This window comes from Hoylesella timonensis S9-PR14 (assembly GCF_000762405.1).
GTDB lineage: Bacteria > Bacteroidota > Bacteroidia > Bacteroidales > Bacteroidaceae > Prevotella > Prevotella timonensis_A.
Genome location: NZ_JRPQ01000279.1, coordinates 1 through 20,373 on the forward strand (window position 1 = coordinate 1; position 20,373 = coordinate 20,373).

16 protein-coding genes, 1 pseudogene and 1 riboswitch are annotated in these 20,373 nt (G+C 49.6%); of the genes and pseudogenes, 8 read left to right on the forward strand and 9 right to left on the reverse strand.

Features of this window, described 5'->3' with window-relative positions; translation table 11 throughout:
• The 7 genes and pseudogenes from HMPREF9304_RS13445 to HMPREF9304_RS13475 form a co-directional block, all read right to left on the reverse strand.
• Positions 1-658, reverse strand: a 658-nt coding sequence (locus tag HMPREF9304_RS13445) for a phage integrase SAM-like domain-containing protein (protein WP_036928221.1), incomplete at its 3' end; no start/stop codon positions are given.
• Positions 659-924: 266 nt separating this feature from the next.
• Positions 925-5,010: pseudogene (locus HMPREF9304_RS13450) on the reverse strand (helicase-like domain-containing protein); the annotation flags it as partial.
• Complete coding sequence (locus HMPREF9304_RS13455; RefSeq protein WP_004371702.1) at positions 5,000-5,452, reverse strand: DUF1896 domain-containing protein; 453 nt, start codon at positions 5,450-5,452, stop codon at positions 5,000-5,002. The pseudogene HMPREF9304_RS13450 and the gene HMPREF9304_RS13455, both read right to left, overlap by 11 nt.
• A gap of 164 nt (positions 5,453-5,616) precedes the next feature.
• On the reverse strand, positions 5,617-7,707 hold the full coding sequence (locus HMPREF9304_RS13460) for a type IA DNA topoisomerase (RefSeq protein WP_036930050.1): 2,091 nt from the start codon (positions 7,705-7,707) through the stop codon (positions 5,617-5,619).
• Positions 7,708-7,768: 61 nt separating this feature from the next.
• Positions 7,769-9,337, reverse strand: a complete 1,569-nt coding sequence (locus HMPREF9304_RS13465; RefSeq protein ID WP_002561002.1) for a DUF3945 domain-containing protein — start codon at positions 9,335-9,337, stop codon at positions 7,769-7,771.
• Positions 9,338-9,357: 20 nt separating this feature from the next.
• Positions 9,358-9,708 carry a helix-turn-helix domain-containing protein gene (locus HMPREF9304_RS13470; RefSeq protein ID WP_004291454.1) on the reverse strand — a complete coding sequence of 117 codons (351 nt, stop codon included), beginning with the start codon at positions 9,706-9,708 and terminating at the stop codon, positions 9,358-9,360.
• A gap of 3 nt (positions 9,709-9,711) precedes the next feature.
• Entirely contained in the window at positions 9,712-10,068 is a 357-nt protein-coding gene (locus HMPREF9304_RS13475) for a helix-turn-helix domain-containing protein (RefSeq protein ID WP_002561004.1), read from the reverse strand.
• 202 nt (positions 10,069-10,270) lie between these two features.
• Between HMPREF9304_RS13475 and HMPREF9304_RS13480 the strand changes: the two genes are divergently transcribed.
• Both HMPREF9304_RS13480 and HMPREF9304_RS13485 read left to right on the forward strand, forming a co-directional pair.
• A complete protein-coding gene (locus HMPREF9304_RS13480; protein ID WP_004348475.1) occupies positions 10,271-10,570 on the forward strand; it encodes a helix-turn-helix domain-containing protein in 300 nt (99 codons plus the stop codon).
• A gap of 31 nt (positions 10,571-10,601) precedes the next feature.
• On the forward strand, positions 10,602-10,907 hold the full coding sequence (locus HMPREF9304_RS13485) for a helix-turn-helix domain-containing protein (RefSeq protein WP_004348476.1): 306 nt from the start codon (positions 10,602-10,604) through the stop codon (positions 10,905-10,907).
• An 80-nt stretch (positions 10,908-10,987) separates the two neighbouring features.
• Here the strand turns inward: HMPREF9304_RS13485 and HMPREF9304_RS13490 are convergent, their stop codons facing one another.
• Both HMPREF9304_RS13490 and HMPREF9304_RS13495 read right to left on the reverse strand, forming a co-directional pair.
• Positions 10,988-11,350: a hypothetical protein gene (locus HMPREF9304_RS13490; RefSeq protein WP_004348477.1), complete on the reverse strand. Its 363-nt coding sequence runs from the start codon at positions 11,348-11,350 to the stop codon at positions 10,988-10,990.
• Positions 11,351-11,362: 12 nt separating this feature from the next.
• Positions 11,363-12,598 carry a site-specific integrase gene (locus HMPREF9304_RS13495; RefSeq protein WP_004348478.1) on the reverse strand — a complete coding sequence of 412 codons (1,236 nt, stop codon included), beginning with the start codon at positions 12,596-12,598 and terminating at the stop codon, positions 11,363-11,365.
• Between the two features lie 367 nt (positions 12,599-12,965).
• Between HMPREF9304_RS13495 and HMPREF9304_RS13500 the strand changes: the two genes are divergently transcribed.
• The 6 genes from HMPREF9304_RS13500 (at position 12,966) to HMPREF9304_RS13525 (ending at position 19,675) form a co-directional block, all read left to right on the forward strand.
• Positions 12,966-13,856: a DMT family transporter gene (locus HMPREF9304_RS13500; protein WP_036930055.1), complete on the forward strand. Its 891-nt coding sequence runs from the start codon at positions 12,966-12,968 to the stop codon at positions 13,854-13,856.
• A gap of 10 nt (positions 13,857-13,866) precedes the next feature.
• Positions 13,867-14,817 (forward strand): endonuclease/exonuclease/phosphatase family protein, encoded by a 951-nt coding sequence (locus HMPREF9304_RS13505; RefSeq protein WP_036930057.1) that lies wholly within the window; start codon positions 13,867-13,869, stop codon positions 14,815-14,817.
• Between the two features lie 218 nt (positions 14,818-15,035).
• Positions 15,036-16,370 (forward strand): signal recognition particle protein, encoded by a 1,335-nt coding sequence (gene ffh, locus HMPREF9304_RS13510; RefSeq protein WP_036930058.1) that lies wholly within the window; start codon positions 15,036-15,038, stop codon positions 16,368-16,370.
• Positions 16,371-16,402: 32 nt separating this feature from the next.
• On the forward strand, positions 16,403-17,281 hold the full coding sequence (folD, locus tag HMPREF9304_RS13515) for a bifunctional methylenetetrahydrofolate dehydrogenase/methenyltetrahydrofolate cyclohydrolase FolD (RefSeq protein ID WP_036930134.1): 879 nt from the start codon (positions 16,403-16,405) through the stop codon (positions 17,279-17,281).
• A 293-nt stretch (positions 17,282-17,574) separates the two neighbouring features.
• On the forward strand, positions 17,575-18,723 hold the full coding sequence (locus HMPREF9304_RS13520; RefSeq protein WP_008126135.1) for an OmpA family protein: 1,149 nt from the start codon (positions 17,575-17,577) through the stop codon (positions 18,721-18,723).
• Positions 18,724-18,886: 163 nt separating this feature from the next.
• Entirely contained in the window at positions 18,887-19,675 is a 789-nt protein-coding gene (locus tag HMPREF9304_RS13525) for an acyl-[acyl-carrier-protein] thioesterase (RefSeq protein WP_036930137.1), read from the forward strand.
• Between the two features lie 486 nt (positions 19,676-20,161).
• A riboswitch (cobalamin riboswitch) is annotated at positions 20,162-20,351 on the forward strand.
• The last annotated feature ends 22 nt before the right edge of the window (positions 20,352-20,373 follow it).

The following is a 20,373-nucleotide window of genomic DNA, read 5'->3' on the forward strand; positions in this document are numbered from 1 at the left end:
CTTCCCAACGAATGGAATGGTTGATGAAGGGATAGGTGTCAATGATGTGCCGTTTATNCAGGTCTTTGAGCAAGGAAGCCAGCATGGAGAGATANCCAGCCGAAGTGTTGAGCTTGAATCCCTTTTCTTTGGCGAAGTAGTCCTCCAAGTCTTTGATAAAGGCGATGTCGGCTTTCTGCACGGGAATATCCTCCACACGGTAGCGATACCTGACGAAGTTTGCCAGATGCTTGTGAAAGAGCAACAGGCATTTTAGTCTGCGTTCGCTGCGGTCTATGCCCACACGCTCACGGAAGCGGTCGATATACTCGTCNGTATGATANAGCAGTCCTTGTGACTCACTGTTCAGTCCGAATACAAGCTCCCGTACTCGCTCTGCCGTGATGGGAGCATCGGATTTACCCGAAAGAGACTCATAAACCTTGTGTATGCTCACNTGNAGGCGGTCAAGTTCCTTGTTTACCGATACGGCTTCGGCACTCTTGCCCAGCAGTCGGTTTTTGCGACTGTCCCACAAACGAGGAGTACACGAGCATTTGCAACTNAANTGTACCATAGAGCGTCCTGCGCTGATGCGTCCCATGATGGGACTTTTTCCGTTTTTGTCCTGCGTACCTCTCTTGAGGTAGAAAAGCAGCTTGAATTTTTCTTTTTCCATTGTTTTTTNCTTGCAAAATTACACTTCTTTGAGGAACTTTGANCGATGCAAAACANTGATAATGAAAGAGAAAACNCCGTTTTAGTTACCACTTTCAGCCGTCCTTTTCCTTTCATCGTTTNTCGAACGATTTGGTAACTGAACTCCCTCCTTTTCGCTCCCTTTTCTGCCTGTTTNCTATGATGCAACCCTAAGAAGAAACAAGCAATATCCGCTGTATTTCAGTCAGATATGACTTTTATGCCATTTTCTGCTTTCTACTCCCATACTTCATTATAGAAGGCGGCAAGCTCCGGCACTTTGATGAAGTATCGGAAACGCTCCTTCTGCACCACGTTGTTCGTCACGTTGAACTCAAAATCCGTCGTCTTCTTGGCGAATATCGCCGCCCAAGCGTCGAAACACCGGATATCCTGCCGTTCCAGCTCCTTCGGGCGCAGGTACTTGAACAGCAGATACAATTCAGTCAGCGAGTTGCTGATGGTCGTGCCGGAGAGGAACGTAGCTCCCAAATCTTTGCCCGTGCGCTCCTGTATGGTGCGTATGGCAAAGAGCATGTTCAACGCCTTCTGGCTTCCCTCGCTGTTTCCCAGCCCCGCCACACGGTCGTGTCGTGTATTGAAAGTCAGATTTTTGAACTGGTGGCTCTCATCTATGAAGATGTGGTCGATGCCCATCTGCTTGAAATCCACCACGTCGTCCGTGCGTGACTTTATGGCGTGTTCCACCTTCTCCAGCTTCGCTTCAAGGTTGTGCTTGCGCTTCTCCAATCCTTTCAGCATCGCCCGCGACACGTTCTTTCCCTGCTGGCGCAGCACTTCGAGGTTTTCCTCCACCGTGTCAAGCTCCGCTTGCAGGATGCGCTGCTGCAACTCCGGCGACTGCGGTATCTTGCCGAACTGGTCGTGCGACATGATGACACAATCGTAGTCGTTGTTCTTGATATTGTTGAAGAAACGCACGCAGTTGGCGGTCGAAAAGTCTTTCTCCGAAGCGTACAGAATCCTCGCGTTGGGATATGCCGCTTGATAGGTGGCGGCAATCTCCGCAACATTGGCTTTCAGCCCGATAATCATCGGCTTGTGCGCCAAGTTCAGACGCTTCATTTCATGCGCGGCGATGCACATTATCAGCGTCTTGCCGGTTCCAACCTCGTGGTCACAAATTCCGCCGCCGTTCTGTTTCAGCATCCAGACGCAATCCATCTGCGAGGGATAGACGCTCCTGATGCCCCGGCTTGCCAGCCCTTTCAGATTGAGGTCGGGAAAAGTCTGATGCGAGCCGTCATACTTCGGGCGCACGAAACAGTTGAACTTGCGGTTATACATCGTCGTCAGCCGCTCCTTGAACTGTGGCGACTGCTCTTCGAGCCATTCGGAGAAGCCGTTTCGTATCTCGTCAATCTTGGCGTTGGCGAGCTGTATTCCCTCGCTGTCGCGCACCTTGATGTCGTTGCCATGCTCGTCCCTGCCGATGGACTTCATCATGTCGGGACAGGTGTTGTGCAGGGCGTGTTTCAGAAGGTGCATGCCGTCATAGTTACGGTAATACCCCTTCACCAGAAACTCGTCCGTGATTTTCATGGTGCGGTAGCCGCACGCCACCGAAAACTCGTCCATGCTGGCGGAGTAGGCGATTTTCACCTCCGTGTCGAACAGCCGGCTCATGTAGGCGGCATAGACACCCGTCGGAATCCAGCGTTCCCCGAAATTGAAATCAAGGTCTTCAAAAGCGATGCGCGGCGGTTCGGCATCTTTCAGAGCCTCCAACGCCTGCTTCACCTCCGGCATACGTTCACTTTCGGGGTTTTCGCCCATCCAAGCCTCTATGCGTTCCGCTTTCTCTATCACGTTTCCGGCAATAAAGCGGTCCTTAATCTCGTAACCGGTTACGAGCGGATTGTAATAGATGCGCCCTTGCAGGGCTGTGAGCAAATCCTCCGCCGTACTGTCGGTTATCTCCCGCATATAGTCGAGATCGACAGTGCCGAACTTGTTGAGCGACGCGGACAGTGCTTCTTCGGGTGAGCCGACGTTGGCATGGCTCTCCACGGAGAAGGAAACGGGACGCTCGAAGATGTCCGCCTTGACAAACTTCCCGTTCTCCGCCCGTTCCAGCGAAAGGATGTCACGCCCGCCCGCGTCCATCATCACTAACTTCACGTTCTGCTTGGCGTTGAGGTTGCCGTAGCGCATGACAAACTCATCGTAACAGGTGTTTAGATGCTCTCGCCACGGGACATTTGCTTCATGCAGGTTCGATTCATAGCGGTACAGCCGCTCGTAGGCGTCACGGAGTAAAACATACTGTAACGCCTTCTCCTTCTGGTAGCCTTTCAGGTCGAGCGGCTGGAATGTCGCCCCGTATGGCGTGATGTCCTTCAGGTAGCCGATGTTATGACGCCCCCTGTCAGCCACCAGCGACCCTTCGCGCAGGTGCATCTCCGGCGTGCGGTGGTAGGCACGCGGCGAAAGGTCCACGACTTCTTCCTTCGGCTTCTCCGCTTCGATGTCGGGGAAAAGGGAGGTCGCCACCGCTTCCGGTGGGGTATCTGTAACGGCAGGTGCGGTGACTGCTTCCGGCTGTGTTTCCTCCTGCCGTGGTTGCTCACGGGGAGTGTCCGGCACGGCTTTCACTTCCATCTTTTCCGCCGCCGCTTGTTTCTCGTTATGCTGCCTTGCCAGTTCCCGAAGTTCCTTCCTGCGTTCCGGCGTCAAATCCATCATCATCTCGTAGAAGCCGTTGATGGGAGGATTGGTATCCCAGTCCAACGTGGCATAGATGTCGTCCGGGTCGGCAGGCTTGGCGGTGTTCTCCGTTTTAGCCTCCTTGTTCTCTGTTACAGTCTTAGGGGTGGTAGCCGTCGGCACAGCCGTAACATTTTGTGTGACATGCACCTGTGGCTTGGGTAGAATGCGCCTTGTCGGGCTTTCCTTTTTCGCCTCCTTTTTCTTTTTGGCGGTTTTCGGTTGTTGACTGACTTCTTCCGTCATCCCCCAGAGGTCGAGCAAGGATAGCTGCACACCGTCAGAATATTTCGGACGTGGCTCTATCTCCGGTTTTTCCTCAACGGGTTGCGGCTTTTCTGTCGGAGTTTCCACCGTCTGCGCCGAAGATACCGTTTCCAATTTTATAGCAGGACGCTCTACCTCCTTTTGAACGGTAACTTTTTCTTCCGTTCCCGACTGCCGGATTGTTCCCGAATACAGACGCATGGCGAGCCTGTAATGGAAATCCTCGTCAAGCATACGGCGCAAGTCCCCGGATATGCCTGCGGTCTTGCCCTCGTGCAGATAGACCATAGCGGGTTTCCCGTAGGGGTCGGTGTCAAGTTTCGCCGTCGTATGCACGATGCGTTCCGGGTGGTGGATGAAATAGGCGTTGTCCGTCAGGTCGGTTTTCGTATCCGTCTGTATCACGGTCATCAGCCGTTCGTCCTGCGACATTTCCTTCTTGTTCAGGTGCTTTTGCAGGACAATCAGGTCGCTGCCCACCTCCGTGCCCGCGTTGTCCGTGAACAGGTTGTTGGGCAGGCGTACCGCGGATACCAGATTAGCCTGCCGGAAAAGTTCGTTACGCACGGAGGTCTTGGTGCTGTTCAATACCCCCTGCGAGGTGATAAACGCCACGATACCGCCGTCACGCACGGTATCAAGCCCTTTGAGGAAAAAATAGTTGTGTATGGCGTTCTGGGCGGAGCGTCTGCCGAAGGAATCGCTACGCTGAAACTCCGCGTCGAACACGGCGATGTCACCGAACGGGATGTTAGATACCGCCAAGTCGAAATAATTGTTGAAAGGCTTTTCAATTTTCTCAAAACCGCAGGTGCGCATTTTATGGTCTGGATATAGATGCCGCAGGATTGTCCCCGTGAGCAGATCCTTCTCGAAAGCCATCACATCCGCATCGGGGCTGTGCCGCAGCACGGAATCCACGAACACGCCTACACCTGCCGACGGTTCGAGCATACGGGCGGGGCGGACGCTGTAATCCGCCAGCATGTCCGCGAGGGTGTCAGTTATCTCTTTTGGGGTGTAGAAAGCGGTCAGCACGGATGCTTTCAGCGAATCCACAAACCGCTTGTATTCCGTTTCGTCCTTGCTGTTCTCACGGATGAGCCTGTGCAACTCCACCGTCGGGGCGAACAGTTCGAGGTCGGATTTCGCCCACCGGACGGCATCCGTCAGTTCCTTGGCAGGGTTCAGGATACATTTCAGACCGCCGAAACCGCAGTACCTTTGAAGTATGGCACGCTCTTCGGTTGTCGCCGCTCTCTGTTCCCTGTCAAGGATGAATGCCGTCCGTATCGCCTCGATGTTGTCCCGTAGTTTCTGTTTGCGGTTAAACGCCATATTCCCCGATGTAAAGGACGGTTGCCCCCGTCAGCTCCGTATAGAGCAGGTCGTAATCGGAAGACAGGGCGAAGTTGTCGTCCGAAAGGTCATAGACGGAGAACACGTTGCCGACAAGCGGCAGGAGTTTATGGATAAAGGCTTCTTGTTTCTCTTCCGGCACTTCGTTGGCAAACTCGTTCTCCACGACTTCGTGGAGCATGGCGTACCGGGAATAGTGCAACCCGCGCAGCAGTGTTTCCATCGCCAGTTCCTGCGCACCGTCGGTGGGATAGCCTTCAATCCGCGCCTTTTCATACGTTTCGGCGGCACGATCGGCGCGTTCCCGTATGAAAGCGGTGTCGGTAGCCTGTTCAAACTTGTTCGTGCGGAGGTAGTCCATCAGGTACAGACCGTAATAGGAAAAGTCGGACTGCCCTTCGTTGTTCTTCTTGTTGTTCATTACTTTGGAGTTTAGTGGATTGATATTTAACGGGATAATCGGTTGGAAAAAAGGAAGAAAAAGGCACTCGGTATCCCTCCGAGTGCCGCCACTAAATCCAAAGTATGAGTGTAATCCGGTATCGAAGAACAATTCATTACTCTGAACAAGTGGCAAAGTTAATACTATTTCTTCCGTCCTGAAAATTTCTTGCCCTTTTTAGCCTCCGGGAACACGAACGTCGTGTTATATTCCCCGTCAAAGGCGACGACGGCATCGAAGCTCTTGCCCTGTTTGCTCTTGAAGCCTTTGAGCAGCTGGGTATGCCCTTCGGTGAGCAGGTCTTTGATTTCATCGTCGGACAGGGTGCGTCCCGCTTTCAGCCGGAACACGGGAAGCCCGCACTCCGTGTTGTCGCAGCGTACCACCTTGCCGTAGAACCGCATCCTGCCCGTGCCGCACTTGGGACACGCGCAACCGGAATCGCGGCTGCCGAAGAGTTTGTCGCATGAGAGCAGTTCGGAGGTAATCTCCCGCGTGTACGCCTCTATCTTTTTGCGGAAGGTATCGGCGGACAGCTCCCCACGCTCGATGCGTGCCAGTTCCTTCTCCCATTCGCCTGTCATGGCGACATCGGCGATGCGCATCGTCTTCACCACGGAATTGAGTGCAAGCCCCTTTTCGGTGGGGACAAGCAATTTCTTGCAGCGTTCCATGTAATCGCGCTTGAAGAGCGTTTCGATGATGGAGGCGCGTGTGGCGGGAGTACCGATGCCGCAGTCCTTCATCGCCTGCCGCAGTGCGTCATCCTCGATTTCCTTGCCCGCCGTTTCCATTGCGGACAGCAGGGTGGCTTCGGTATGTAGCGGCTTGGGCTTGGTCTTCCCTTCTGTGATGGAAGAGGCTTTCAGTGTCAGCGTGTCGCCTTCCTGCCAGCCGGGAATGGTGGTTTCCTCCTTGTTTTCCTCGCCATAGACAGCACGCCATCCGGCTTGCCTGATGACGCTGCCTTTCACGGTAAACTCCACTCCGGCACATTCCGCCATGACAGCGGTCACGTCCTTGACGCATTTTTCAGAGAATGCCTCGACCATGCGCCCGGCAATCATCTGATAGATGGTATTGTCCTCTTTGGAGAGGAAGAGCGGTTTCTCACCCGTGACGAGTAGGGCATGGTGGTCTGTCACCTTGCCGCCGTCTACGCTGCGGCGTGTCGGGATGGCTTTTGCCCGCACCTTGTCTTTCCATTCGTGCTGTGTGCCGATGAAAGCGAGCAGTTTGGGAATTTCGGCAAACACGTCTTCGGGGATGTAGCGGCTACCCGTTCTCGGATAGGTTATCAGCTTCTTCTCGTAGAGCTTCTGCGCGATTTCAAGCGTCTGCTCCGCCGTGAAGCCGTGCTTGGCGTTGGCTTCTTTCTGAAGCGTGGTCAGGTCGTACAGCAACGGGGTATCCTCCGTTTTCTCCTTGCGCTCGGCTTTCGTTACCGTTGCGAAGCCTGCCGCCTTTACCTTATTATATAGCTCCGTTGCCGGTTCTTTCGACTTCCATTTTTCAGAGGATGAGAATTTCACGACCTTGCCGTCGCAACCGTCCGTTGCGATATGGAGTTGCCAGAAGGCTTCGGGCGTGAAGCGGCGGTTCTCCCAGTAGCGTTCACATACCATAGCCAACGTTGGTGTCTGCACCCGCCCCACGGAGTATGTGCCGTGTCCGGCGGCGATGGAGAGAGCCTGCGTGCCGTTGATGCCCACGAGCCAGTCGGATTCGCTTCGCGCTTTGGCGGCGAGGTATAGGTTGTCATACTTGCCGCCGTCTTCGAGGTTGCGCAATCCCTCGCGGATAGCCTTGTCGGTGAGCGAGCTTATCCACAGGCGCACGAAAGGAGTGGTACTGCCCGTGTAGTGGTAGAGGTAGCGGAAGATAAGTTCACCCTCGCGTCCGGCATCGGTTGCCACGATGATTTGGTCGCTGGTGCCGAACAGCCTTTTGATTGTTTTTATCTGCGACACCACGCCGCTATCGGGCTTGTAGCCTTTCTCCGTCCTGACCTGACGGGGGACGAGCGTGAAGGTGTCGGGGATAATCGGGAGGTTGTCACGGACGAAACCGCGCACGCCGTAGCCATCGGGCATGGCGAGCTGGACAAGGTGTCCGAATGCCCATGTCACGGCATAGCCGCCTCCCTCGAAATATCCTTCCTCTCTCTTTGTCGCGCCCACGATGCGGGCGATTTCACGTGCCACGGAGGGCTTTTCTGCAATGATTGTCTTCATGTTTTCTTGCTTTTTTGTTGATACTTTGGATTTTATTTTGGATTCAGTGGCGGACACGGGATTACATTTTCATGCCTTTGTTGTTCTTCTTTTTCGGCTTCTCCTGCTGCTGTTGCTGGCGGTCGTCCTTTGGGGCGGTCTGACCTTTCTGCAAAGGCTCTTTCAGGTTCTTTGTCGCCTCGTTGGTTTTGCCCTCGTTGTTCACCGCCACCTGTGTGCGGCTCTCGTTGGACGGGGCGACCTGCTGGGCGTTGTCGGGGTTCGTTTCGTAGCGGTACGGGCGGCCCTTCTCCGGGTTGAACTTGATATACATCGTGGCATGGAAGCCCTGCTTGTCGGTCACGTTCTCCAGTTTCACGGCTTTACCCGCCACGTAGTCGGCTTTCTGCTTGTCGGTGAAGTTCACGCCGCTCCATTTGCTGATGGGGCGGATGCTGCCGTCCTCGTTCATCCACGTGTTGCGGCGTTGCTCCTTCTTGGTCTGTGCGGCATTTTCCCCGCCTTGCGCCTGACTTTTCGAGGTGTCACCTTTGGCTTCCTGCGTCTGTGCGGTACGGGGCGACCTTCCGGTTCCCGGCACGAACTCCACGCCGCGCTGCTCCACGTTCACTTGAAGGGTGGTGACGAACTTCCTGCCGTCGTTGCGCTCGATGAGCTTGTCGCGCACGGGCAGTCCGGCGCGGAGCATGTCCTGCTCCTGTTTGGTGATTTCCGTCTTGCCGATGCGCTCCGGGATGCGCACCTTGTTTGCCGGAATGTCCGTGATTTCATTCGTCTTGCGGTCGATGCTGATGTAGGAGGGGATGATTTCGCCCGTTTCCCTGTCCACAATGTCCACGACCCTGCCGAGGTTGCCCGTTTCGCGCAGGTTCTTCCGGTCATCGTCGGAGAATTTGTGTTCCTTGTACTCATCTAACTTCTGCTCCTTGCGGATGAAGTGCGGCACGAGGCTGACATTTCCCTCGCCGTCCTTCTTGAAGGAGAGGCGGGCGTCCAGCTCGAATGATTCGCCGCCGAAGGTGGGCTTGACCTTTACCAAGTCGGACTTGCCGTAGTGGAGCATCTTCGTAAGGTCTCCGGACTTTTCAAGGTCGTCACGCTTCACGCCCCATCTGTCCTCCAGCTCCTGCCAGTTGATTTTGCTCTCGTTGATGGGTTGGTAGCCCTGTCTGCCCTGCGTCTGTTGCGGGCTTTCCTGCTGTTCTTTCTGTTGTTCCATGTTTTCCTGTTTTTGAGGTTCTTGTTTCTCTGTCTTTTGTGCCGCCATCTCTTCCTGCACCTGCTGTTGATAAGGGAAGGTGTCGATTTTGTGCGGTGCAAGGATTTGTTTGTTCTGGTACGGATGCTGAAGCAGGTCTTTCATCACGCCAAGCATGGAATCCACTTGGTCTGCCGCGATGCGGTAGAAACCGAAGCGGCTGGGTTCCTTGCACTGCCGGAAGAAGTTCTTGAAGAAGTTGTCCAGCACGTCGCCGTGTCGGTCGAATTGCAGGAAACTCTGCGCGTTCTCAGCTTTCGCAGGGGTACGCTTGGGTGTGTCGTCTGCATTCAGCCCGGCTACCACGCTGATCTCGCCCGTCTTCTCGTCACGGACTACCAGCACGTCCTTTTCGTCTTTTTTCTTTGCCATTTGAAAAATGTTTTAATGGGTTATTTATGAAAGAAATTATGGATACGAGCCTTGTAGAAGGCTATATCTTCTTTTTTGAAGTCCTTGATATGGTTGGAAAGGAATGTCAGCACATCCTCCTCGCTGTAATAGGTTTTCTTGCCCAGTGTCTTGTAGGGCAATGCGCCGACACTGCGGTAGCGTTGCAGTGTGCGCTTGCTTATCTGGAGCAGCATGCACAAATCCTGATTGTCGAAAAGGCGGATGCTTTCCGTGATAGTAGGCTGTTTCCCCTCAGCCTTCATCGCCAGCAGCAGTTCGTCCTGACGGTCGAGCCGTTCCATCAGCTTCTGCATCCAGCCCTCGAAGTTGTTTCGTGTGAGCAGTTCCATGACCTATGTCCTCCTTCCTTTTGGTTTGCCGCCAGTGCGCAGCGTGTGGTTGCGTTTCAATTCCTGCGGTGTCGCCGCGTCCTCGTTGACGGCACACGCTTCAAGCAGGCGGTCTATTTCCGACTGCCGGTAGCGGCATTTACCGCGAAGCACGACATAACCGATGCGTTGCTCGCTGCGCATACGCTGGAGGGTGCGGGTACTCACGTTAAGCAGGTGCGCCGCCTCGCGTGTGGTGAGCAACCTGTCGGGCGATGCCGCTTTCTTGTCGCCGGAGGCGGCACGGACGTGTGCCGCAATCTCCGCTATCTGTTCCGTCAATGACCGGAAGGCAGAACTTTCCATCGTTATCACTTTCATATTCAGTCCTTTCTTTTTGTTTCTGCAGCAAAAATCGGCAATAAACAAAAGGGGCTTTAACAACTCACTACGTGACTCACGTAAGATTTTTACGGAAGATGGCTCCGTAACCCGGTCAAACGGCGCAACAGGCAGCCTTTCAGCGGAAAACGGCACGTGTTCAGGACCGTACCGTTACCTTTGCGGGCAAACCGATAATTGCATGAATATGGAAATAGTATCTATCGAGAAAAAGACTTTCGAGATGATGGTGGCGGCATTCGGCGCACTCTCGGAGAAGGTCGCCGCCCTGAGGCGCAAAAGCGACACGAGGCGCATGGAAAGATGGCTCACGGGCGAGGAAGTCTGTAGGCAGTTGAGAATAAGTTCGCGCACGTTGCAGACGCTGCGCGACAGGCGGCTTATCGGCTACTCGCAGATAAACCGCAGGTTTTATTACAAGCCGGAGGAGGTGAAGCGGCTGATACCGCTTATCGGCACGCTCTATCCGCACGGCAGATGATTTGATTTATTCACCCACTGAATCCGAAGTTATGATGAACGAGAACAACGATGTTTTTACGATGGAAGACGAGCCGATAGCCTCTGTGGTGCAGGATATGCGCAAAGGCTCGAAATGGCTGTCCGCCTTTCTGGAAAGTTACCGTCCTCTGCTGGACGGGGAACGTTACCTGACGGACGGCGAGGTGGCGGAACTGCTCCGCGTAAGCCGACGCACATTGCAGGAATACCGCAACAACCGCGTGTTGCCCTTCATACTTTTGGGAGGGAAGGTGCTTTACCCGGAAACGGGGCTGCGTGAAGTGCTGGAAGCAAATTACCGCAAGCCGCTGGAGTGAGCGCGGTTGGCAAGAAAAAAGGAAACGGGCGACACTTTTTGTGGTGCTGCCCGTTTCCTTGTCTTATGTGGTATGCGCAATCAGCAGTACCCGGCTTTTCCGTTCTGTATGAACATCACGTATGCCTGCCGTTTCTCTTTGGCGAGAGCTTTTCCCACCAGCCATGTGCGGAACAGGTGGGTGTTGTAGGTGTTCAGCCGGAAGGCGACGGGGATGATGATTTCAAGCGCGTACACATCTGCGTACAGTCCGTTTTCAAGTTGCATGTAGCGGCACACCTCGTAGTCGTTAAGCACGTCCGACTTGCGGATGGCTTTGATGGCGGCGTTCACTGCCGGGACGGTCGTATGGAACAGTCCGGCGATTTCGGTGGCGGTCATCCACACGTCGTTACCGGTTACGCTGACCGCCTTGTCCTCTATGATGATTATGTCACGTTTCATGGCTTCTCTTTTTTAGATGGTGCAACCTGCAAATTCCTCAACACTGTTCAACCTTGCGGCAAGGTTCTTCATGTCCTGATTGAGTTTTTCTTTGGTTATCTTCGCGTAAATCTGCGTCGTCTTTATGCTCTTGTGTCCGAGCATGGAGCTGACGGTTTCGATAGGTACGCCATTAGAGAGAAATACCGTCGTGGCTGCCGTGTGGCGGCTCTGATGCCACGTGATATGCTTGGTGATGCCGCAACGCTTGGCGACGGCACGGATACCGGCAAGGCACGTGTTATAATGCGGGACGGGGAATATCTTGCCGTTCTCGCACAGCCCACGGTATTTGCCGATTATGCGGTTGGCGATGTCAAGCAGGCGGATGTTGGACACCACGCCCGTTTTCTGGCGGTTGATGTTTATCCACTCGTGTTCGTCGAAGTAGGTGCGGATATTCTCTTCCGTGAGGTTGCGCATATCCGAGAACGACAACCCGGTGAAAGCGCAGAACAGGTAGAGGTCACGGTACAGTTCCTGTTTGGCGTTTTTCAGTTTCCCGTCCATCAGCAGGCGTATTTCCTCTTTGGTCAGAAAACTGCGTGTTGTTTCCTCCTTCTTGATTTCATACTCGCGGAACGGGTCGCGTGTCAGCCACTCGTTGTTGATGGCGATGAACACCATCGTCCGTAGCGGGCAGACGTACAGCCACACGGTATTGGTGCAGCAGTGTTTGTCCGTGCGCAGGAACATCTCGAAGTCGGAGATGAAAGCGGGGGTAAGCTCTTTCAGTGCGATGTCCTTCACATGGTAGCGGATGTCGAGGAACTCTTGCAGGTGCTTGTAAACGATACGGTACTTTTCCAGTGTACCTTTTGCTTTCATGCCTGCTTCCACCTGTTTCTCATAGTCCTCATTGTGACGACGGTACACCTGCATCAGCGTGTGGTAGCGGTGTTCCAGTCCGAGAAAAGCGTTCTTCACCTTCTCAGCCGTGACGAAGTTGTCACGTTCCATGATTTCCTGATAGTGCCTATTGATGCGCACCCGCATCTTGTCAAGCATACGGTTCGTTTCGAGTGCCGCCGCGCTTCTGCCTGTGACACGTCCACCTTTGGTGTCCCACAGTTTCGGATCGACTGTCAGCTTGCAGCTGAACTGCGTCTGGCTGCCGTCCACCGTGATGCGTCCCATGACGGGTACTGTCCCGTCCTTTTTCACTACCTGACGCTTGAGGTAATAGATTACTGAAAATGTACTCTTCATCGTCCTTAATTTTTTGGTTTCAAAATTAGTTGGTGAAGAGTCCGGTGTCGGTACGCAAAACGGAGAGGAACGGCGCAATCTTTTTCCGTAACCGGATTTTTCGCGTGAGTTGTCGGTAACTCACTATTCCTTAGTGTCTTGTTTCGCCCTCCGTGCCCGTTTGTCGCATTTTCGGGCATGGTTACGAACAAGTAACGTTGCGGCGTCAGGATTTGGCTTCGGCAGGGATTGTAATGGCTTCACGAATTATCGCCACTTCAACTAAAACCCTTGTAACTCAATTCTATCACTATATCTTTCCGCATTTCACTTTTTTGTAGTAACTTTGTATCGCAAATTAACTTAAAAGCTTAAATATATTTATATCATGTGGTTCTATCACGTTGTTGCTTTCCTAACGGTAGCGATATGGGGGTCTACTTTCATATCCACCAAAGTATTGATACAAAGTGGCATTTCACCAGCAGAAGTGTACACATTGCGTTTCTTAATAGCCTATGTGCTGATGTTATTGTTTTTTCATAAGCATATTTTTGCACGTACATGGAAAGATGAATTGCTGATGGCAGGACTGGGTTTGACAGGCGGAACGGTGTTCTTTTTGGCACAAAACGTGGCGCTGGGTTATTCGACAGCTATGAACGTGTCGCTCATTGTGTGTTCGTGTCCGCTGTTTACCATGCTGCTTCATCGGATATGGTTCAGAAGTGAACCGCTTGGCAAGTGGCAAATCATTGGTACAGCCTTTTCGTTTGTGGGAATGGCAGCCGTAGTTCTCAACGGTCAATTGGTGCTTAATCTTTCTCCACTCGGTGATTCTTTGGCTTTGTTAGCTTGTATCAGTTGGGCAGTGTATTCGCTATTGCTCAAAAAAGCCAATGAGAAATATCCAACCACCTTCATTACCCGTAAGGTATTTTTTTATGGTTTGCTCACCGTGTTGCCTTATTATGCTTTCGAACCTGGCTTTCCCAGTATTGAGACATTGATGCAACCTAAGATTTTGTACAATCTCTTGTTCCTTGGAGCAATCGCTTCTATGCTCTGTTTCTGGTTGTGGACGTGGGTGATGTTGCGCTTAGGAGCATTGCAGGCTACTAATTATGTGTATGTGAACCCTGTTACTACAATTATCTTTGCAGCATGGATATTACACGAGGAGATAACTGTTTATTTTGTTGTGGGAACGGCATTGATATTAACGGGTTTGTATCTAAGTAGTCGAAAACAACCTTTACGTTTCGGAAAATCCATATAACGGAGTTGCGATGACGTATGTGCTGAGCCTGTTGTTAGGTGTATTCACGGTGGTGGAACTGAACTGTGAAAACCTTTTCGATTGTCAACACGACAGTCTGAAACATGATGAACAGTTTCTGCCTACTTCTGATTATCATTGGACACCACATCGTTATTGGACTAAGGTAAACCGTATAGGGCAAACCATTCTTTCTTGTGGCGAGTCTACCAACGAGTGGTCGCTGCCCGATATGGTGGGTTTGTGCGAGGTAGAGAACGATAGTTGCCTCGTTGCATTGACACGCCGTTCGCTTTTACGTCATGCTCGATATGAGTATGTGATGACACATTCGCCCGATGAGCGTGGCATTGATGTGGCATTGTTGTATAGTCCATTCTCGTTCCAATTGCTTGATTGGCATGCCATTCCTATTCATCCTGTTAAGGATATGCGCCCTACACGAGATGTATTGTATGCGAAAGGAAGGGTTGTGACGGGTGATACGTTGCACGTCTTCGTAGTTCATGCACCCAGTAGGATGGGAGGAGAAACCTTTACCCGAAGTCATCGACGAATTGTGGGCAATATTTTGTTGCAAGCGATTGATTCCATACGGTCAGTATCTACTCGCCCTCGCATCTTGGTGATGGGCGACTTCAACGATTATTCATCTGATGAGAATATCTTGAGGCTTGTTCAAAGTGGGCTTGTTGAAGTGTCGGCAAATGCGAAGGGCACACACGGAGCAAAAGCAACTTATCGCTTTCGGGGCGAGTGGGGTAGTTTAGACCATATCTTTTTGGATAAGTCTTCTGCGGCATTGGTACAAGAATGTTATGTTCACGATGCGCCATTCTTGTTAGAGAAGGATGAAAAATATGGAGGAGTGAAGCCCCGTCGCAATTATCAAGGACCCCGTTATCTCAATGGATTTAGTGATCATCTGCCCTTAGTGATGCGTATCAACTGGCAAAAGTAAAGGCTGTGGTGTACCTCTTTTGGCGTTTTTCTATTTTTATTCCCTTGTTGTATGAAAAAATAGTATTACTTTTGTAGCGTATAGTGGGAACAGATACCTGTGGTTTGTAGCGCTTGTTCCAAGAGAAAATAAATTCATCCTCTCCAATAGTCATACAAAATGGATGCAGAATTGTGCATAGAAATGAAGAGGAATAACAGAAAACGATAAATAAAGCTATGTTTGAGAATTTAAGTGAAAGATTAGAACGATCATTCAAAATACTGAAAGGTGAGGGAAAAATCTCTGAAATTAACGTTGCAGAGACTTTGAAAGATGTCCGTAGAGCTTTGTTGGATGCCGATGTGAACTATAAGGTAGCAAAGAACTTTACCGATAAGGTGAAGGAAAAAGCCTTGGGTATGAATGTGCTAACGGCTGTGAAGCCTGGTCAATTGATGGTCAAGATAGTGCATGATGAGTTGGCAGAGCTGATGGGCGGTGAAGCTGTAGGACTTCAGTTAGATAGCAAACCCGCCATTATCTTGATGTCTGGCTTGCAAGGTTCGGGTAAGACAACCTTTACAGGTAAGTTGGCGAACATGCTAAAGACGAAGCAAAAGAAGAATCCTCTGTTGGTAGCATGTGACGTATATCGTCCTGCTGCCATTGAACAGTTAAAGGTTGTTGGCGAACAAGTGGGTGTAGAAGTGTACAGCGAGCTTGATAATAAAGATGTTGTAGCTATTGCACAGCAAGCCATTCAGCAAGCCAAAGCCAAAGGCAACGATGTCGTTATCGTCGATACGGCTGGTCGATTGGCTGTCGATGAGGAGATGATGAATGAAATCTCTCAACTCAAAAATGCCATTCATCCTGATGAAACCTTGTTCGTTGTTGACTCAATGACAGGTCAGGATGCGGTAAATACCGCCAAAGAGTTTAATGACCGACTGGACTTTGACGGTGTGGTTCTTACCAAGTTGGATGGTGATACGCGAGGTGGTGCAGCCCTCTCTATTCGTACAGTGGTTACCAAACCCATTAAGTTTGTAGGAACTGGTGAGAAAATGGATGCCATCGACGTGTTCCACCCTGATCGTATGGCAGACCGAATATTAGGCATGGGCGACATCATTTCTTTGGTAGAGCGTGCTCAAGAGCAGTTTGATGAAGAAGAAGCGAAACGCTTGCAGAAGAAAATACAAAAGAACAAGTTTGATTTCAACGACTTCCTCAAGCAGATAGAGCAAATCAAGAAGATGGGTAACATCAAGGATTTGGCTGCCATGATACCAGGAGTTGGGAAGGCAATCAAAGATATTGATATTGATAACGATGCTTTCAAAGGCATTGAGGCTATCATCAAGAGTATGACTCCCAAGGAGAGAACGAATCCAGAAATACTCAATACCTCTCGCAGACAGCGCATTGCAAAGGGCAGTGGCACCAATGTTCAGGAGGTGAACCGATTAATTAAGCAATTTGACCAGACGCGTAAAATGATGAAAATGGTGACTGGAAACAAAATGGCTGGCATGATGAATCGAATGAAGGGTATGCCTAAAATGTGATCATAACAAAGAACGAAATAAATAGTAAAACGATGCAAAAGATTGACGGAAAAGCAACAGCTGCTGCTATCAAGGCAAAAATAGCTGAAGAAGTAAGACAACTGGTTGCCAAAGGAGGCAAGAGACCACACTTAGCAGCAGTTTTGGTAGGTCATGATGGAGGTAGTGAAACTTACGTAAGAAATAAGGTGTTGGCTTGCGAGGAATGCGGTTTTGAGTCTACGCTTATCCGTTATGAGGAAAATGTCACAGAAGAAGAATTGCTGAAGTGTGTAGATAAGCTCAATCATGATGATAATGTCGATGGCTTTATTGTTCAATTGCCTCTGCCAAAACATATCAATGAAGAGAAAATTGTGATGGCTGTGGACTATAAGAAAGACGTAGACGGGTTTCATCCCATTAATGTAGGCAGAATGTCCATAGGGCTTCCTTGTTTTATCTCTGCCACTCCGTTAGGCATCATGACATTATTACAGCATTACAATATTGATACAAACGGGAAAAAATGCGTCATTCTTGGACGAAGCAACATCGTTGGAAAGCCTATGGCACAGTTGATGATGCAGAAAGCGTATGGTAATGCGACCGTTACCGTTTGTCACAGTCAGTCGAAAAATATCAAACAAGAGTGTAGAGATGCCGATATTATCATTGCAGCAATAGGCGTTCCTAACTTTGTGACAGCCGATATGGTTAAAGAAGGTGCCGTGGTGATAGATGTAGGCACCACACGCGTGCCTGATAGTACACGCAAAAGTGGCTTCCGACTCAATGGAGATGTAAAGTTTGATGAAGTGGCTCCTAAATGTAGTTATATCACCCCAGTGCCTGGTGGCGTAGGTCCAATGACTATTTGTTCATTGATGACGAATACCTTGGCAGCTGGAAAGAAAGAATATTACCGATAATCGTTGCTCTAGCTTAGTCTTATTAAGCGGAGACTATCCATTGGCTTTGTCAGATTTTGAGTTTGGTTTATATGACTGTAGGCTCAAAATATGACAAAGCCAATTCTTTTTGAACTAACTAAAAACTAAAGAATAAAAGAACTTAAAATAGGGCTTAATTTCTGAATGTATGTCAATTTAATCCCTTGAAATGTAAAATATTTTCCTGATTATTTGTTTATTTACGTTTTTTTTCTTTACTTTGTAAATAGTATAATCAAGATATACACATTATTTACTTTAATTTTTAAAAGATGAAAAGATTAGGATTACTTTTAACAGCAGCTGCAGTGGCAGCATCTGTTTCGGCACAGACCGTGACAGAAAGCAAATCGTATGACAATGTTTACATTGGCATTAATGGTGGTGTAGCAACAAAATCAACGGGTCATAGTTGGATGGATAATCTTAACCCCAATGCGGGTCTCCGTTTAGGTCGTTATTTCACACCTGTATTTGGATTGACAGCAGAGAGCAATGCTTACTTCTCAAATAAGCCCTACGAATCTACTGGCACAGCTGTCAGAGTATTAAATACCAGTTTATTGGGTACTGTCAATCTCAGCAACTGGTTTGGTGGTTATCCTGGAGAGCCACGTGGATTTGAGGTTGTAGGACTCTTTGGTTATGGATGGGGACACCTCTTTGGTAATACAGAGGCTTACCACCAAATGAACCACGATAACTTGACTTCGAAAGCAGCTATCGACTTTGTATTCAATTTGGGTTCAAACAAGGCTTGGCAGTTCTATGTAGAGCCAGCTATTGTATGGGCTCTCAATGGAGATGGTACACAACCTATTGAGTATAACTTGAATAAATCATTCACACAGCTCAACTGTGGTTTCGTTTACAAGTTCCCTAACTCTAACGGAACCAATAACTTTACCATTGCCAAACTGCGCGACCAGTCTGAAATTGACGGTCTTAACGCCCAAATCAACAGCTTGCGTAACGACTTGAGTGGTAAGAATGCACAGCTCACCGACAAAGATCGTCAGATTTCTGACTTGCAAAAAGCACTTGATGATTGCAACAAACGCAAGGCTTATGTAAAGCCTGCTACCGCTACCAACCTGCAACCAACAGTATTGTTCCGTCAGGGACAGAGCGTTGTAGATCGTTCGCAGATGCCTAATATAGAGCTGATAGCCAACTATATGAAGAATCACAAGAGTGCTACTGTCACCATTAAGGGATATGCTTCACCCGAAGGTCCAACAGAACTTAACCAAAGATTGTCAGAAAATCGTGCCAAGAATGTGAAGAACCTGTTGGTAGACAAGTACAGAATTGCTCCTAATCGTCTCAAGACGGTAGGCATGGGTGAGACCAACAAGTTGTTCAAGGAACTTGACTTCAACCGTGTGGCTACATTCAACGATGACACCAATGTAGAATAACATTTGCATTCATTTTATAGTACAAATCCCGATGCTCTCTGTGAGTATCGGGATTTTTTAATCTTTACCGTGCTTGCGAGTCCCGAATTCTTCTTATCTTTGTGCTGTCTACCAACTTTTGGAGGGCAAAGACGTATATCCACAACCCATTAACATCCTACATATGAACCATCTTGATACTGTTGGTCGTTACACTTTCTTAGCAGAACCTTTCCATTGCGATTTCTCTGGTCGATTATTCCTTTCGCATTTAGGCAATCACCTGCTCAATGCAGCCGACTTTCATGCCCACGAACGAGGTTTCAGCATGACAGTTTTGCAGCCCATGCACAAAACTTGGGTGCTGTCGCGCTTAGCTATTGAGATGAACGAAATACCTTTGGCATACGACAAGTTTGAGGTGGAAACGTGGATAGAGCAGACGATGAAGTGGTTTACCTATCGTAATTTTTCTGTTCTTGGCAAAGGTGGCAAGGTGTATGGATATGGTCGAAGCGTCTGGGCGTTAATAGATACCGACACACGACAGCCTACTGACATTCTTGCCTTTGATGACGGACGGGTCAAACAGAGTACAAATGCCAAAAAACTGTGTCCTATTGATGTTGTTTCGAGAGTCAAAATGACCGACAATATTCAGCGATGGCATACTCTCGTTACAACGTATAGCGATGTGGACATGAATGGACACATCAACAGTGTAAAGTACATCGAGCATTTGTTAAATCTTTGGTCCATGACCTTTCATGCCACGCACCCCATCAAGCGCATTGATGTGGCGTATGTCGCTGAAGCCTATGGAGGCGATACTTTACATTTCGATGTCGAGACGTTGGACGAGCTCTCCTATGCGGTGCGCATTGTAAGGCAAGCAAAGGAGCAGACTATGGAGCAGGAGGTCTGCCGATGCAAGGTGCAATTTACCGAAACACTCCATCCAAAAAAGCTGTAGTTGAGGACTTATTTTTTCAGAATAATTTTTACAAATGGCTCTCCATATTTCGCATATTTCTGAACAGAGTCTCACTTGTTGCAAAATATCGTGGTATTTTGGAAGTTTGTTAAGTAGCAGTCAATAAATGAGTTACAAGGATATATCGTTGAGAAAGCCCTAAAAACTCATTGTTTTTGTGCCTTATCACAGCTTTTTAGCCCATTTGTTACATGCACTTTGTGCCTCTATTTGCATGTTATAGCGCCATTAACTCATGTATATAGCTAGTCGAAGTCATGTTTCCAAGGTAAAAAAGCGATATTTTACGATTTTTTGTCCCCATATTTTTTCTAAAACAGCACATTCAGAAGTGTTAAATTTTGGCACTTTTTCTTGACATTTCTCCAAACACATAAAGGCATCCTCCGTTGCTCCCCAACGGTTGGCTCATTGTTTATGTTGCAACTTTCAGTGTAGATATTCGGTCTCTTGCGTAAAAAGCCGTATCTTTGTAGCAGCAATTGGTTCTGAATGAATCAGACGAAAAGGGAATCGGGTGCAAATCCCGAACAGTCCCGCTGCTGTGAGCAGTCGTTTTTTGGACATCACATCGTGTTGCCACTGACATTTTTTCGGGAAGGCAAGTGTATGTCCAGCTGCGAGTCAGAAGACCTGCCGTTGCTATTCATCGCTATTGTGTTTCGCGGAAAGCCAAT